Annotated in this window: 12 protein-coding genes; 8 read left to right on the top strand and 4 right to left on the bottom strand. The window is 68.1% G+C overall.

Annotation, left to right across the window (positions count from 1 at the left end; translation table 11 throughout):
• Positions 1–73: 73 nt before the first annotated feature.
• Positions 74–1,315: a pyridoxal-phosphate-dependent aminotransferase family protein gene (locus tag ASC92_RS18930; protein WP_056519134.1), complete on the bottom strand. Its 1,242-nt coding sequence runs from the start codon at positions 1,313–1,315 to the stop codon at positions 74–76.
• 120 nt (positions 1,316–1,435) lie between these two features.
• On the opposite strand from ASC92_RS18930, the gene ASC92_RS18925 reads away from it, so the two are divergent.
• The 4 genes from ASC92_RS18925 (at position 1,436) to ASC92_RS18910 (ending at position 7,040) form a co-directional block, all read left to right on the top strand.
• A complete protein-coding gene (locus tag ASC92_RS18925; RefSeq protein ID WP_056518564.1) occupies positions 1,436–2,128 on the top strand; it encodes a GntR family transcriptional regulator in 693 nt (230 codons plus the stop codon).
• A gap of 19 nt (positions 2,129–2,147) precedes the next feature.
• Complete coding sequence (locus ASC92_RS18920) at positions 2,148–5,225, top strand: FAD-binding and (Fe-S)-binding domain-containing protein (RefSeq protein WP_056518561.1); 3,078 nt, start codon at positions 2,148–2,150, stop codon at positions 5,223–5,225.
• Positions 5,226–5,292: 67 nt separating this feature from the next.
• Positions 5,293–6,507, top strand: coding sequence for a YbfB/YjiJ family MFS transporter (locus ASC92_RS18915; protein ID WP_235505891.1), 1,215 nt, complete (start codon positions 5,293–5,295; stop codon positions 6,505–6,507).
• Complete coding sequence (locus ASC92_RS18910; protein WP_056518558.1) at positions 6,504–7,040, top strand: methylated-DNA--[protein]-cysteine S-methyltransferase; 537 nt, start codon at positions 6,504–6,506, stop codon at positions 7,038–7,040. Before ASC92_RS18915 ends, ASC92_RS18910 begins: the two co-directional genes overlap by 4 nt.
• Here ASC92_RS18910 and ASC92_RS18905 read toward each other — a convergent pair whose 3' ends face one another.
• Positions 7,041–7,928, bottom strand: coding sequence for a LysR substrate-binding domain-containing protein (locus ASC92_RS18905; protein ID WP_056518556.1), 888 nt, complete (start codon positions 7,926–7,928; stop codon positions 7,041–7,043). It abuts the gene before it with no gap.
• A 78-nt stretch (positions 7,929–8,006) separates the two neighbouring features.
• On the opposite strand from ASC92_RS18905, the gene ASC92_RS18900 reads away from it, so the two are divergent.
• Positions 8,007–9,173 carry an MFS transporter gene (locus ASC92_RS18900; RefSeq protein WP_056518554.1) on the top strand — a complete coding sequence of 389 codons (1,167 nt, stop codon included), beginning with the start codon at positions 8,007–8,009 and terminating at the stop codon, positions 9,171–9,173.
• A gap of 165 nt (positions 9,174–9,338) precedes the next feature.
• Here ASC92_RS18900 and ASC92_RS29110 read toward each other — a convergent pair whose 3' ends face one another.
• Entirely contained in the window at positions 9,339–9,500 is a 162-nt protein-coding gene (locus ASC92_RS29110) for an HHHH-motif protein (protein ID WP_165403270.1), read from the bottom strand.
• 146 nt (positions 9,501–9,646) lie between these two features.
• The gene (locus ASC92_RS18895) at positions 9,647–11,500 is read right to left on the bottom strand and encodes a M48 family metallopeptidase (RefSeq protein ID WP_056518552.1); all 1,854 of its coding nucleotides are present in this window, start codon (positions 11,498–11,500) and stop codon (positions 9,647–9,649) included.
• A 295-nt stretch (positions 11,501–11,795) separates the two neighbouring features.
• Here ASC92_RS18895 and ASC92_RS18890 point away from each other — a divergent pair, with 295 nt between their 5' ends.
• From ASC92_RS18890 to ASC92_RS18880, 3 genes are all read left to right on the top strand, one after another.
• Entirely contained in the window at positions 11,796–12,656 is an 861-nt protein-coding gene (locus tag ASC92_RS18890; RefSeq protein WP_056518551.1) for a CmcJ/NvfI family oxidoreductase, read from the top strand.
• A 127-nt stretch (positions 12,657–12,783) separates the two neighbouring features.
• Positions 12,784–13,998, top strand: coding sequence for a multidrug effflux MFS transporter (locus ASC92_RS18885; protein ID WP_056518549.1), 1,215 nt, complete (start codon positions 12,784–12,786; stop codon positions 13,996–13,998).
• On the top strand, positions 13,998–15,461 hold the full coding sequence (locus tag ASC92_RS18880) for an MFS transporter (RefSeq protein ID WP_082519638.1): 1,464 nt from the start codon (positions 13,998–14,000) through the stop codon (positions 15,459–15,461). The genes ASC92_RS18885 and ASC92_RS18880 overlap by 1 nt, the downstream gene beginning before the upstream one ends.
• Positions 15,462–15,515 lie beyond the last annotated feature (54 nt).

The following is a 15,515-nucleotide window of genomic DNA, read 5'->3' as shown; positions in this document are numbered from 1 at the left end:
CTCCGTCGTGGGTGTGAATCCGATGCGCGCCGTCGGCGCCGTATGCCGATGCAGCGCCGGTGGCGCTGCGTGCCTATGCGGCCTTCTGCAGCGCGGCCGGCGCCGTGTGGTTCGCGAAATGGTCCATCGCCGCCTGCACACCGCTGCCGGCCAGCTTGATGCCCGCGAGCTTCATGCCCATCTCGACGCCCGCGACCATGGCCACCAGCGTCAGGTCGTTGCTGTCGCCGAGATGGCCCATGCGGAACATGCGGCCCTTGAGCTTGCCCAGGCCGGTGCCGAGCGAGAGGTCGAAGCGCTGGTGGATCAGGCGGCGCAGCGCGTCGGCATCGACGCCTTCGGGTGTGATCACACCGGTGAGCACGGGCGAGTAAACGGCCGGGTCCGCGCACTGGATCGGCAGGCCCCAGGCATCGACGGCCGCGCGCACGCCCGCGGCCCAGCGCTGGTGGCGCGCGAAGACGTTGTCGAGCCCTTCGCCGAGGATCATGTCGAGCGATTCGGAGAGGCCGTAGAGCAGGTTGGTGTTGGGCGTGTAGGGCCAGTAGCCGTCCTTGTTCATCTCGACGATCTCGTCCCAGGCCCAGAAGGCGCGCGGCAGCCTGGCGCTCTTCGACGCATCGAGCGCGCGCGGCGAGAGCGCGTTGAAGCTGATGCCCGGCGGCAGCATCAGGCCCTTCTGCGATCCGCTGACGGTGACGTCCACGCCCCATTCGTCGTGCCGGAAGTCGGCACTCGCCAGGCCGGAGATGCTGTCGACCATCAGCAGGGCAGGGTGGCCGGCCGCATCGATGGCCTTGCGCACGGAGGCTATGTCGGAGGTGACGCCGGTGGAGGTTTCGTTGTGCACCACGCACACGGCCTTGATCTTCTTTTCGGTGTCCTTGCGCAGGCGGGCCTCGATGAGTCCGGCCTGCACGCCTCGGCGCCAGCTGGGCGCGTTCGGCAGTTGCGCATCGGTGCCGGCGAGCGCGAGGAATTCGGTCGAGAGGCCGAGGCGCGTGGCCATCTTCTGCCACAGCGAGGCGAAGTGGCCGGTCTCGTACATCAGCACGTGGTCGCCGGGGCTCAGCGTGTTGGCGAGTGCGGCCTCCCAGGCGCCAGTGCCCGATGCGGGATAGATCGCAACCGGGTGCTTCGTCTTGAACACCTGCTTGATGCCGCCGAGCACCTTCAAACCCAGCGCGCCGAACTCGGGCCCACGGTGGTCGATGGTGGGCAGGCTCATGGCCCGCAGGATTCGGTCGGGCACCGGGCTGGGGCCGGGAATCTGGAGGAAGTGGCGGCCGGTGGGATGGATGTCGAGTTGCAGCATGGACTGTCCTTTCGCATTCAGTTTTGCATTCAAAAATCATTTTCCTTTGATGGTTTACCCTTGGTCATCTGGGTTGTTGGCACTTCTTTTTGCATTCAAAATGCAATCAAGGAAGAAGCCATGACAGCCGACATCATCGAAATCTCCAGACTCGCCTTGCACGACCAGGTGGCCGCGCGCCTGCGCACCATGCTGGTCGAAGGTCTCATCGCACCTGGCGCCAAGCTCAACGAGCGCGAGCTGTGCCTGCAGTTGCGCGTGTCGCGCACGCCGCTGCGCGAGGCCATCAAGCTGCTCGCGGCCGAAGGGCTGGTCGACCTGCTGCCCAACCGCGGCGCGGTGGCGGTGAAGCTCACCGAGGCCGACGTGCTCGACACCTTCGAGGTGCTGGCGATGCTCGAGGGCATGTCGGGCGAACTGGCGGCCAAGCGCATCACCGACGAGGAACTGGCCGAGGTGCGTGCGCTGCACTACGAAATGCTGGCCTGCTTCGCGCGGCGCGATCTCTCGGGCTACTACCGCCTCAACGCACGCATCCACACCGCCATCAATGAGGCGGCGGCGAACCCGGTGCTGTCGAACACCTACCGCTCCATCAACGCGCGCGTGCAGTCGCTGCGCTTTCGCACCAACCAGAACGAGGCGAAGTGGAAGCACGCCGTCGAAGAGCACGAACAGATGATCGATGCGCTGGCCAGGCGCGACGCGGCCGCCATGCGCAAGGTGCTCGCGGCCCACGTGCTGCGCAAGCGCGACACCGTGCTGGAGCTGCTGCGCGCCGGCGAGATCTATCCCTCGGCCAAGTCGAGTTGAGCTTTCCATAAAAACCACCATGCGCATCGACCCAGCCAGCCATATGCAGCCAGCCGGAACCGTTCTTCCGCCCAACGACACCTGCGAGTTGCTCGCGCGCAGGCTGCGTGCCGACACGCAAGGAGAGGTGCTGTTCGACGACGGTTCGCGCGGGCGCTACGCCACCGATGCGTCGATCTACCAGATCACGCCGGTTGGCGCCTTCGTGCCGACGAATGAGCGCGACATCGCCGCTGCCATCGACATCGCGCGCGACCTGAAGGTGCCGGTGCTCGCGCGCGGCGGCGGCACCAGCCAGTGCGGGCAGACCACCGGCGCGGCGCTGGTGATCGACAACAGCAAGCACTTCCGGCGCGTGCTCGAATTGAATGTGGAGGAGGGCACCGCCACCGTCGAGCCCGGCCTCGTGCTCGACCATCTCAACGCACAGCTCAAGCCGCGCGGGCTCTGGTATCCGGTGGACGTGTCGACCAGCGCGCAGGCCACGCTGGGCGGCATGGCGGGCAACAACTCCTGCGGCTCGCGCTCCATTGCCTACGGGAACATGGTGCACAACGTGCTGGGCGCGAGCGCGTGGCTGTCGAGCGGCGAACTGGTCGATTTCGGCCCCGTCGCCACGCTGGGCGTGCGCGCGGCGGGCATTGCGCAGTTCGTGCGCGGCCTGGCGCGCCAGCATCGCGAGCAGATCGCGGAGCACTGGCCGAAGGTCACGCGCCGCGTGGCGGGCTACAACCTCGACATCTTCGACAACCAGAGCGAGCGGCCCTACACGGCCGATGGCAGCGTGAACCTCGCGCACTTGCTGATCGGCTCCGAAGGCACGCTGGCCTACACGAAGAACCTCAAGCTCAAGTTGGCGCCGCTGCCGCGTGCCAAGGTGCTGGGCATCGTCAACTTTCCGACCTTCCATGCGGCGATGGACGCGGCGCAGCACATCGTGAAGCTCGGGCCCACCGCAGTGGAACTGGTCGACCGCACGATGATCGAGCTGAGCCTCGCGAACCCGGCCTTCAGGCCCACGGTGGAGACCGCGCTGATCGGCAAGCCGGCCGCCATCCTGCTGGTGGAGTTCTCGGGTTTGGACAAGGCGGCGCTGCTGCCGCAGCTGAAGCAACTCATCGAACTGATGGGCGACCTCGGCCTGCCCGGCAGCGTGGTCGAGATGCCCGACGACGCGCGCCAGAAGAACCTGTGGGAAGTGCGCAAGGCCGGCCTCAACATCATGATGAGCCTGAAGGGCGACGGCAAACCCGTGAGCTTCATCGAGGACTGCGCGGTGCCTCTCGAGCACCTGGCCGAATACACCGACGCGCTGACCGAGGTGTTCGCCAGGTACGGCAGCCGCGGCACCTGGTACGCGCATGCCTCGGTCGGCACGCTGCATGTGCGGCCGATTCTCGACATGCGCACGGACGGCGCCATGAAGATGCGCGCCATTGCCGAAGAAGCGAGCGCTCTGGTGCGCAAGTACAAGGGCGCCTTCAGCGGCGAGCACGGCGACGGACTGTGCCGCGGCGAGTGGATCGAATGGCAGTTCGGGCCGGCCATCAACGAGGCCTTCCGCGCCATCAAGCAGCAGCTCGACCCGATAGGGCTGTTCAACCCCGGCAAGATCGTCGACCCGCCGCGCATGGACGACGGTGCGCTGTTCCGCTTCGCCCCGCCCACCGCACCCAAACCGTATCGCCGCATCGAACTCAAGCCCGTGCTCGACTGGTCCGGCTGGAACGTCGACGCCGACCCCGTGACCGAGGCAACCACCGCACCGGGCACCGGCGGCGACAGCACCGGTGGCCTCGCCAAGGCCGTGGAGATGTGCAACAACAACGGCCACTGCCGCAAGTTCGACGCCGGCACCATGTGCCCGAGCTACCGCGTGACGCGCGACGAACAGCACCTGACGCGCGGCCGTGCCAACACGCTGCGCCTGGCGCTGTCGGGCCAGCTGGGCCCCGACGCCTTCACCAGCGAGGCCATGCACGACACCATGGACCTGTGCGTTGGCTGCAAGGGCTGCAAGCGCGACTGCCCGACGGGCGTGGACATGGCGAAGATGAAGGTCGAGTTTCTCGACCACTACAAGAAGCGCCACGGCCACACGCTGAAAGACAAGCTGGTGGCCAGGCTGCCCGACTACGCCCACAAGGCCAGCCGCATGCCGTGGCTGCTGAACCTGCGCAACAGCGTGCCCGGTGCGGCGTGGCTCGGCGAGAAGCTGCTGGGCTTTTCGGCGAAGCGCTCGCTGCCCGCGTGGCGCAGCGACACCTTCTGGCGCAGCAAGGCCAACGAGCCCGGCCTGTTCGTCGAGCGCGACGTCGCGCTGGCCATTGCGCGGCGCGGCGGCAAGGCGGCGGTGCTGTTCGTCGATACCTTCAACGGCACCTTCGAAAGCGAGAACGCCTTTGCAGCCGCGCGCGTGCTGCAGGCGGCGGGCTATGTGCTGCACACGGTCGAGAAGCGCGGCGGGCACCATTGCTGCGGCCGCACCTTCCTGGCGAGCGGCATGGTCGAAGAGGCGAAGAAGAAGGCCGAGGCGCTGATCGATGCGTTGCTGCCGCTTGCGCGGGCAGGCGTGCCCATCGTCGGACTCGAGCCCTCGTGCCTGCTCACGCTGCGCGACGAAACGCTGGTGATGGGCTTCGGCGAAAAGGCGGAGATGGTGGCGAAGCATGCGCTGCTGTTCGAGGAGTTCATCGCGCGCGAGATCAGGCTGGGCCGTTTCGAGATCGCACTGAAGCCCGCCGAAGCACCGATCCTGCTGCACGGCCACTGCCACCAGAAGGCCTGCGGCGCGGTGAGCCCCGTGATGGACGTGTTGAAGCTCATTCCCGGCGCGCAGCCCGAACTCATCGAAAGCTCGTGCTGCGGCATGGCCGGCAGCTTCGGCTACGAGGCCAGCCATTTCGAGGTGTCGATGCAGATGGCCGAGGCCAGCTTGCTGCCGGCCATCCGCGCGAAGCCCGGTGCCATCGTGGTGGCCGACGGCACCAGTTGCCGCCACCAGATCGGCGACGGCGCGCAGCGTGAGGCGGTGCACGTGGCTGTGCTGCTGGAGCGGCATCTGCTGCATGCCGACCCGGAGCCTGGCGCGGGTTGACCCGCGCGGGTGCGGGCAAGGCGGCGGCGCCTGCCGCAGAATGGCAAGCTTGCCCGCTCCGATGTCGATGACGCTCACTTCCTCCGCCCCCGTGCAGCCCACGCTGCGGCTCGCGTTCGCGCTGTCGATGGGCGCAGCGGTGTCACTTGGCATCACCCGCTTTGCGTATGCGCTGCTGCTGCCGCCGATGCGCGCCGACCTGGGCTGGAGCTATGCACTGGCCGGCGGCATGAACACGGCAAACGCGGTCGGCTACCTGCTCGGCGCGCTGATCACGCCGGCACTGATGCGGCGCTTCGGCACTACGCGGCTGCTGGTGGTCGGTGCGGTGCTGGCCAGCATCTTCATGGCAGGCAGCGGCTTCGTGACCGATGCGCCGGCCCTGCTGCTGCAGCGGTTGCTGGCCGGAGTGGCCAGCGCGTGGGTATTCGTGGCGGGCGGGCTGCTGGCGGCGCGGCTTGGCGAGGCGGGATCTTCGCGCGGTGGTTTGTTGCTGGGCATCTACTACGGCGGCACCGGCTTCGGCATTCTGTTGTCGGCGCTGCTTGTGCCGCAGGTGCTGCGCGCGGCCTCGGGCGTGCCACACAATTGGACCTGGGCGTGGTGGGCGCTGGCGCTCGCAAGTGCGGCCGCTACCTGCCTGCTGGCCTGGGCCGGCCGCGCGATGCCCGACCGGCCAGCGCCTGCGGCGTCCGCTGGCTCGACCGGCACGGCGGCGCCGTTCCCGCTGCATCGCTTCGGCTGGGCGCTGGCGGGCTATGCCTTGTTCGGCATGGGCTACATCGGCTACATGACCTTCGTGATCGCGCTGCTGCGGGAGCAGGGCGCCAGCGCCTCGTTCGTCACTTTGTTCTATGCCTTGCTGGGCATCGCCTGCGTAGCGTCGTCGCGGTTGTGGGCCGGGCTGCTCGACCGCTATCGCGGCGGGCAGCCGCAGGCGCTGCTGAACGGGCTGCTCGGCTTGGCGACGCTACTGCCAGTTCTGAGTGCGTCGGCGCCGGTGGCGCTGGTCTCGGGCGTGCTGTTCGGCGCAGTGTTCCTCTCGGTGGTGGCCTCGACCACCGCTCTGGTGCGCCACAACCTGCCGGCGGCGCGTTGGGGTCAGGGCATCAGCATGTTCACCATCGTTTTTGCGCTGGGGCAGATCGTCGGGCCGACCGTCACGGGCTGGATTTCCGATGGCCCGGGTGGACTGGCGCGGGGGCTGGTGGCCTCGGCGATGGCTCTGTGGTTCGGCGCGGTGCTGGCGTCACGCCAGCATTCGCTGCAGGAAAAGTCATGACCGGTTTTGCCTTGTTCGAGACTTCCATCGGCATGTGCGCCTTGGCGTGGGGGCCGCGTGGATTGGTCGGCGTGCAACTGCCTGCCGACAAGGGCGAGTCCGCCACGCGGGCGCGGATGAAGCAACGCTTCCCGGAACTGAGCGAAAGCCCGCCGAGCGAGACGGCGCAGCGCGCCATCGCCGCCATCCAGGGCCTGCTGCAGGGCGTGCACGACGACCTGGGCCACATCGAGCTCGACATGCGCGGTGTGTCGGAGTTTCACCAGCGCATCTACGCGATCGCGCGGCGCATTCCGCCCGGGCAGACTCGCACCTATGGCGAGATCGCCGAAGAGCTGGGCGACAAGGGCCTGTCGCGCGCAGTCGGCCAAGCCATGGGCCACAACCCGTTCGCGCCCGTGGTGCCTTGCCACCGGGTGCTGGCGGCAGGCAACAAGCCGGGCGGCTTCTCGGCCGGCGGCGGCGCGCTGACCAAGCTGCGCATGCTCGATATCGAGGATGCGCGGCCGAACGGAATGGCTTCGTTGTTCTAGCTAGGCGCCCTGGGCCTGCATTTCCACAAACCACTCAGCCACGTACGCCGCTTCCGGCGCGGCACCGGGCGCCAGGCCGTAGTAGTACCGCTCCAGCGTCATGCGCAGCATGGGCAGCGGCGACTGCAGGCGGCCCGAGGCCAGGTCGTGCGCCACCAGCGAGGTCGGTGCCAGTGCGATGCCAAGCCCGTCGACCGCGGCCTGCAGCACGAAGTGCAGGTGGTCGAACTGCAGCCGGCCCGCCGGCCGGGTGCGCGGTGCGCCGACCTGCTTCTTCCAGGCGTCCCAGTCGTCCTTGCGCGTGCGGGCCGACAGCAGCACATGCGAGGCGAGCGCGCGCAGGTCGGGCAGCGGATGTGCCTTGAACAGCGCCGGCGCGCCAACCACCAGCACCTCGTCTTCGAGAAAGGGCTGCACCTCCATCGAGGAGGGCCAGCCTTCGAGGCCGCGACGCACCGCGATGTCGAAGCTGCCGACGGCTTCTTCTGGCATGACGGTGCTGGTGACAACCTGCGGCTCGATCTCTGGAAAGTGCTCGACGAAGGAGGGCAGGCGCGGAATGAGCCAGCGCACCGCGAAAGAGGGTCGCACGTTGATCCGCACCGCGCGTGCCGGGCCTTGGGACTGCAGCGCCCGCGCCGCCGCGCCGATCTGCGCGAGCGCCGGCGCCACCTCCGCGAAGAACTGCTGTCCCTCGGCAGTCAACGCCACCTGCCGGATGCGCCGCTCGAACAGCGCGACGCCGAGGAACTCTTCCAGGCTCTTGATCTGCCGGCTCACCGCGCTGTGCGTGACGTGCAGCTCGAGCGCCGCACGGGTGAAACTCAGGTGGCGTGCCGCGGCGATAAAGGCGCGCACGGCGTTGAGGGGAGGCTCTCGAAGCGGCATGCGTGCAATTTTCTCACGCATGACAAGCGTTAATGTCGTTTGTCGGCGGGGCAGGCGGCGGCGCACCATCAGGGCTCGATGTCTCGCACCCAACCCGCTTCCAGCCCCACGTCCACCGACCTGAATTCCCGCCACGCGGCGATGGCGCTCGGCCTTTCACTGCCGGCCGACGTGGTGCTCTACCTGTTGCTGCCGATGTACGCCAACCAGTTCGGCGTGACGCTCGCCGAGGCCGGCATGCTGCTCGCGGCCAACCGGCTGGTGCGTATCACGGGCTACGGTTTCGTCGCGCGCTTCTACGCCCGCAATGGCGACCGGCTGACCTGCACCATCGCCGTGCTGGCGGCGGCTGTGTGCGGGCTGGGCTACGCCACGCTCTCGGGTTTCTGGGCGCTGCTGCCGCTGCGGCTCACGTGGGGCCTGTGCTTCGCGGCGCTGAACCTGTCGACCCAGGCGCTGGCCACGGCCGACCCGGTGGGTGCGGCGCGGCGCAACGGACGTTCGCGCGCCTTCATCGCGATGGGGCCGGTGCTGGCGCTGCCGCTGGGCGCGCTGCTGGCGCACTGGGCCGGGCCGCGCGCGATCTTCGGCATCCTCGCGGTGTTTTCGCTGCTCGCGTGGTTCGTCACGCGAAGGCTGCCGGCGGCGCCGCACCCTGTCGGCAAGCCGAGGCGGCGCTTCACGTGGCCCAACAGCCTCGATGGCTGGTCTTTCATGGAAGGGCTGGCGCTCGACGGGCTCTTCATCATCGGCCTGTCCTACCTCGGCAAGGACCTGCTGCCGGGCGGCGCGGTGATCGTGGCCGGCGTGCTGATGGCGCTGCGCTATCTGGCGGAGATCCTGCTGAGCCCGGTCGGCGGACACATGGCGGAGCGCTTCGGCGCGGAGCGCCTGCTTGTGGGCCTGTCGCTCATCACCTCCATCGCGCTCGTGGGCTTCGGCCTTGGCTGGCTGTGGAGCTGCGCGGCGCTGATCGTGGTGCTGCGCGCCTTGCAATTGCCGTTGCTGCCGCCCATCGTGGCCCGCCGCACGCCCGGCCCGGAGCGCGTGCAGGCGCTGGCTGCGCGCTCGGTGTGGCGCGACACCGGCGCCGGCGCCGGGCCGCTGATCGCGGGCCTGCTGCTGCCGGTTGCGTCGCCGGCATGGATCTACGGCGTGGCTGCCTTGCTGCTCGCGCTGATGGCGCTGGCCTGCGGCTGGAGCGCATCGCCACAATCCGCCAACATCCGGCAAGAAAGCACATGACAACCTCTCACGCCATCGAAACCGTCGCCCAGCTCGAAGCCCTGTTCGGACAACCCGGCGAGGCTTCGCTGATGAAGGAGGTGCCCTACCTGCATCCGGCGTTCCGGACGCCCATGAAAGAAGCCCGCAACAGCGGGCTTCCTGGAGCGGTCTACACCGACAGAATCAACGCACCCAGTGGCAAACGCGGTGGTGATGACGTGCGTCCCACTTGCACACCTTGTGCTTTTTCGGGTGGTACGGCGCGGCCGAGGCAATGCTCGGCGCCAGCATGGCGAGGCCGGCGAATGCAAGGATGCTGGAGAGGATGAGCTGCTTGGTCTTCATGGGGTTCTTTCTAAGCAAAGACATCGAAGGAATGCGTCGTTCCAGGCGCTCTTGCAAAACGCGCCCGGGTCACGTCCAGATGACATTCCGAACCGCCTGGCGCATGAAATATTGCACAGGCCGGCTGCCCTTGGCGGCACCGGGCCTCATGGCTGCCGTTGCTGCTGCGCCCTCATGATCTGGTGCCGCTGCCAGTAGTGTCCGGTGGCGGCCTTGAAGTTTTCCTTTTGCTTGCCCAGGCCCGCGAGCTTCACCTTGGTGGTGCGCGCGCCCAGCATGCCCTTGTCGTGGTGGGTGACGATGAGCGTGTCGCCGAAGCTGCCGTCCTTGTAGGTCAGGCCCTTGACCTCGTCCCACGCGATCGTCGAGCCGCCGTCGGCGCTGGGGTGCATGCCGGCATAGGTGATGTCGATGCGGTCGCCGTTCTTCAGCGCGAAGCCGACCGGCGGAAAGTGCCGCAGCACGATGGCACGCTCTTCATCGGTGGCCGGCTCGTAGCGGTAGGCCAGGCTCAGCTCGTGGTTCTGCACGAAGCGCTGCTCGTAGTCGCTCCACAGGCGTTGCTCGATGGCGGGGGCGGTCTCGATGTCGTCGGCCCACGAGGCTTGCGGTGCGGTCGCGACGATGGCACCGTAGGCGCTCTCGGGCACGTGGTGGCCGACGTTGCGCATGCGCTCCAGCAGCGGAGGGTGGCTGTCGTAGGGGTGTGGCACGTCGGCGGTCTTCATCGCCTCGATGAATGCATCGGAGCTGGCGTAGGGCGGCAGGCCGTCCGCCACGAAGTGGGCGATGCCCAGCGCGCCGTCATGCTCGCGGTTCTGCGCGAACAGCTTGCGCTCGACGTCGTTGCGGTAGCTCGCGTAGGCCGAGATCTTGATGAGCGACTGCACGATGGCATGCGGTGCCGTGAGGCCGGCGGCCACGCGGTCGGCCTTGTATTCGCGCTCGCGGCTGTCGCGCGCCAGGGCGAACGCGAAGATCATGCGGTACAGCCGGAGCAGGTAGTGCGCCACGATGGTGAGGCCGCCGCTGCGCATCTTCCAGGTGTACTGGTCGAACTGCAGCAGCTTGGGGCCGAGCGCCGCGCTGCTGCGGGTGTCGCCGCCGCCCAGGTGCGCCAGCTCATGCGCGAGCACCGCATCGGCCTCGGCCTGGTCGAGCACGCGCAGCAGCGGAAGGCTGACGAACAGCGTGCGGCCCTGCAGGGTGCGGCCCCTGACTTCGCACGGCGCCTCGGTCACGAAGAAATTGGTGTCGATGCCGGCCACGATCTGGTCGGGCGGCGCGGTCTTCACGCGGCCTGCCAGCTGGCGGATGCGTTCCCACAGGCGCGGTGCGTCCGCTTGCGCGATCAGTTCGCCCTCGATCTCGTTGCCCCAGGGCAGCTTCTTGAACAGCGTGTAGATCGCGTAGAACACAGCGGCCCCGGCCATGATGCCCGCCAACGCGATCAGCTTGACGTAGTAGCTCTGCCAGAAATAGGCCGTGAGCCAGAACGACAGCCACACCAGCATCGCGCTCTGCAGCACGACCTCGACCGCGCTCGACACCGTCATCAGCCGCCAGCCCGCGACGAAGCTGGCGTAGCGCAGCCCGCGGTTGGCGAAGGCCAGTGCGCCCAACACCAGCGCCGCCGCGAGCAGCGCGGCGCCGAGCACGATGGTCCAGATGGCGGCGCGATCGGCCCAGTGGAACTGCCACTGCATCGAGTAGGGGCTGCACACCTTGTCGTGGAAGTTCCTGTCTTCCGGCGCGGTGGCGTCGCAGGCCTTGGAGAGCGGATGGCTGCGATAGAAATCGGTGGCTTCGGCCTTGTCCTTGGACGAGAGCTGCGCATCGCCGGCGATGCGCTTCTCTATCGATTGCAGGAAGGCCGCGTCCTGCGAACGCAGCGCGTATTCGGTGAAGGCCAGCGTCGCCGCCGGAATGGCGAACAGCGACACGAGCGTGAGAACGAAAACGCGCAGGAGGTCTGCGTGGATCGTGCGGGCGAGGGCCATAAGGGTGCTGCTCCTTCCTGGAAAGCGGATGCTGTGAGTTGTTGTGGGGCGGTCCGGGAAGGCGATAGGGTAGCGGGTGCGGCGCGAGGAGTGAAGCCCGCTGCAACGTCAAGCGCCGCGGGGTACCGACCTTCGGCGAGCAAGGTTATGCCCTTTGCATTCTTCTGCTTCGCGGGGTGCAGGTATAGCCTTGGCGATCATCCGTGGCCGCAAGCTTCATCATCACTTCTTCTGTGCTTTCTTCCCATTCCAGGCTCGCGGCCGTTCGAGTAATCGTTTCGAGGAGTCGCATCGCATGAGTGCTGGGTCGAACGGACAGATGCTGGCAGCCACGCTGCCTTCGGTGGAAGCGGAGCTCAACTACCTGAAGGCGGGCCAGGGCCGGCCTGTGAGCTATACCTTCGAGCCGCCGCAGGGCACGCCCTGGGTGACTGGCGAACTGGAGCCGCGCCGCGTGACGATCCGCGACGGCCGCCCGCTGGTGGCGCTGAACGAACTGACGCTGGACCGCAGCGGCTTCACGCAGATTTCGCATCGCAGCGCGCTCGCCGATTTCTCGCACGACGCAACGATCCGCGACATCTACTACCGCGAGTCCGAGGCCTTGCTGCGCGACCTCACTGGTGCCGAGAAGATCGTCGTGTTCGACCACACGCTGCGCGACAGCGCGCAAGGCTCGCGCCGCACGGTCGAACTGCGCGAGCCGGTGCGCCGCGTGCACAACGACCAGACTTTCGTTTCCGCGCCCCGCCGCGTGCGCGACCACCTGCCGCCCGAAGAGGCCGAGGAGCGCCTGAAGCAGCGGTTCGCGATCGTCAACCTGTGGCGTCCGCTGGCCACGGTCGAGCGCCTGCCGCTTGCGCTGTGCGACGCGCGCTCCATTTCAACGGAAGACATGGTGCCGAGCGACCTCGTCTATCCGGACAAGGTCGGCGAGATCTATTCCTTCACCTGGAACCCGAACCACCGCTGGTACTGGTTTCCGCGCCTGCGGCCCGACGAGGCGCTGCTGCTGAAGATCTACGACTCGCGCGAAGACGGCGTGGCGCGCTTTACCGCGCACACCGCGTTCGAAGACCCGACCGGTTCGCGCGAGGGGCCGCCTCGCCGCAGCATCGAACTGCGCGCGCTGGTGTTCTGGCCCGCTGGGAAGTAAGCCGAAACCGTTCATTCGGCGAAGTTTTACTGGTTCGCGGCTGCGCGATTCTTTGGCCAGAATTAGCTCGGGCGAGGCGCAGACCCCACGCCTGCAGCGATTGCCGTGCTTGACGACAATCGGTTCAATGCGTTCTTCTCCCTTCTTCAAGATGGCCCTGTTGCTGGGCCTGCTCTCGGCCATCGGGCCATTCGCCATCGACATGTACCTGCCGGCGCTGCCTGCCATCGGACAGAGCCTGCACGCCGACATCGGCGCGGTGCAGATGAGCCTCACCGCCTTCTTCCTGTCGCTCGGCGCAGGGCAACTGTTGTACGGACCGATCTCCGACATGATGGGCCGCAAGCCGCCGCTGTATGCAGGGCTGCTGCTGTTCGCGCTCGCCAGCGTGGGCTGCGCGATGGCGACCGACATCCAGACGCTGATCGTGCTGCGCTTCGTCCAAGGCCTGGGCGCCGCGGCCGGCATGGCGATCCCGCGCGCCGTGGTGCGCGACCTGCACACGGGCACCGACGCCGCGCGGCTCATGTCGCTGTTGATGCTGGTGTTCAGCGTGTCGCCGATCCTCGCGCCGCTCGCGGGCAGCGCGGTGATCGCGGTTGCGGGCTGGCGCGGCGTGTTCTGGGCCGTGACCATCGCGGCCGTGGCGGGCCTCGCGATGATGGTCAAGCTGCTCGATGAAACGCGCCCCGCCTCGGAACGCGTCGAAAGCAGCCTGGGCAGCGCGCTGTCGGCCTACTGGTTGCTGCTGCGAGACACGCATTACCTCGGGCTGGTGTTCATCGGCAGCTTCGCGATGGCGGGCTTCTTCACCTACCTCGCGAACTCGTCGTTCGTGATGATCGACCACTACGGCCTGTCGCCCGCGCTCTACAGCGTGGCCTTCGGGGTGAACGCGGCGGCCTTCATCGGGGCCTCGCAATTCACCGGCTCGCTGGGCGAGCGCTACGGGCTGGTCACCCTCGTCAAGTTCGGCGTGGTGTGCTGCGGCGTTGCAATGCTCGCGATGTTCGCCTACTTCGCGATGGGCGGCGACAGCCTCTGGGTGCTCATCGTGCTGTACTTCATCGCCTCGGGCTTCATGGGGCTGGTGATCCCGACCACCGGCGTGCTGGCGCTCGAGATGCACGGCGCCATCGCGGGCACCGCCTCGGCGCTGCTCGGTACGCTGCAGATGCTGACGGGCGCACTGGCGATGGCGGTGGTGGGCTTGTTCACCGACGGCCGTCCGCTGCCGATGGTGGCCGGCATGGCCGGCGGCGCGCTCATCGCGCTGGTGCTGACCTGGCTCACGCTGGGCGGCGTGGGCTCCGGACACGCGCGAAGGACGCAGCAGGCCTGATGAACACGGTACGCGCAGGCGCCGGGCTCCCGGCTGCCGAAGAAGACACCAACAACGACAACAGCAACGCAGCCCACAAGCCCGTCGACGGGCTGGCCATGCCGGAACGCGGCTGGGCGATGCTGGTCATCATCCTCGGGCTGATCGTGGCGGTGCTCGACGGCACCATCGTCAACCTGGCTCTGCCGGGCATCGCGCGCGAATTGCAGGCCAGCCCGTCGCAGGCGATCTGGGTGGTCAACGCGTACCAGATCGCCACGCTGGTGATGCTGCTGCCGCTGGCCTCGCTGGGCGATCTCGTCGGCTACCGGCGCGTGTATCTGGTGGGCATGGCGGTGTTCACGCTGTCGTCGCTGGCCGCAACGTTTGCCGATTCGCTCGGGACGCTGATCGCGGCGCGCGCCTTCCAGGGGCTCGGCGCCGCCGGCATCATGAGCGTGAACGCGGCGCTGGTGAGGCTGACGTATCCGTCGGCGCAGCTGGGCAAGGGCATGGCGATCAATTCGCTGGTGGTCGCGACGTCTTCCGTGGCCGGGCCTTCGGTGGCCGCGGCCATCTTGTCGGTGGCCTCGTGGCCCTGGCTCTTCGCCATCAACGTGCCGCTGGGCATCGTCACTTTTGCGCTGGGCATGCGGGCACTGCCGTTCAATCGCGTGGCGCCGGCAGCGGGGCTGCGGTTTTCGCCAGTCGACGTGGCGCTCAACGTGCTGATGTTCTCGCTCGTGTTCCTCGGCGTGGACCGGCTCGGCGTGCGCGAAGGGGCGGTGCAGGGCGCTGGCGGTTCGCAGGCCTCGGCCTGGGGCATCCTGCTGGCCGGGGTGGTGGTCGGCTTCATCTACCTGCAGCGCCAGCGCAGGCAGGCGGTACCGCTGTTCCCCATCGACCTGCTGCGTATTCCGGTGTTCGCGCTGTCGATGGGCACTTCGGTGGCCGCGTTCTGCGCGCAGATGCTGGCCTACATCGCGCTGCCATTCCTGCTGCTGGACGTGTACGGGCGCAGCCACATCGAGGCGGGGCTGCTGATCACCGCATGGCCGCTGGCCATCGTGGTGATGGCGCCCATCGCCGGGCGCCTGATCGGCCGCTACCCCGACGGGCTGCTGGGCGGCATCGGGCTGGGCCTCCTGGCCAGCGGCCTGGCGCTGCTGGCGGCGCTGCCTGCGCACCCGGGCGATGCCGACATCGCCTGGCGCATGGCGCTGTGCGGGCTGGGCTTCGGACTGTTCCAGTCGCCCAACAACCACACCATCGTGACCTCGCCGCCCGCGCACCGCAGCGGCGCGGCCAGCGGCATGCTGGGCACGGCCCGGCTGACCGGGCAGACGTTGGGGGCGGTGGTGCTGGCTGGCGTCTTCAGCGTCTGGAGCCCGCACGGTGGGCATGGCCCGGTGGTGGCGCTGGTGCTGGCGGCCAGCTGTGCCGCGGTGGCGGCGGTTTTCAGTACCCTGCGCCTCAAGACGTAGGGCCCGGCGAGGGCTTTAAATGGTTTCAATCCCGGGCCCCGGCGGCTGAATGAG

This window comes from Variovorax sp. Root411 (assembly GCF_001425205.1).
GTDB lineage: Bacteria > Pseudomonadota > Gammaproteobacteria > Burkholderiales > Burkholderiaceae_C > Variovorax.
Note: the sequence above shows the minus strand (reverse complement) of the source record. Positions and strands in the feature narration are given on the sequence as shown.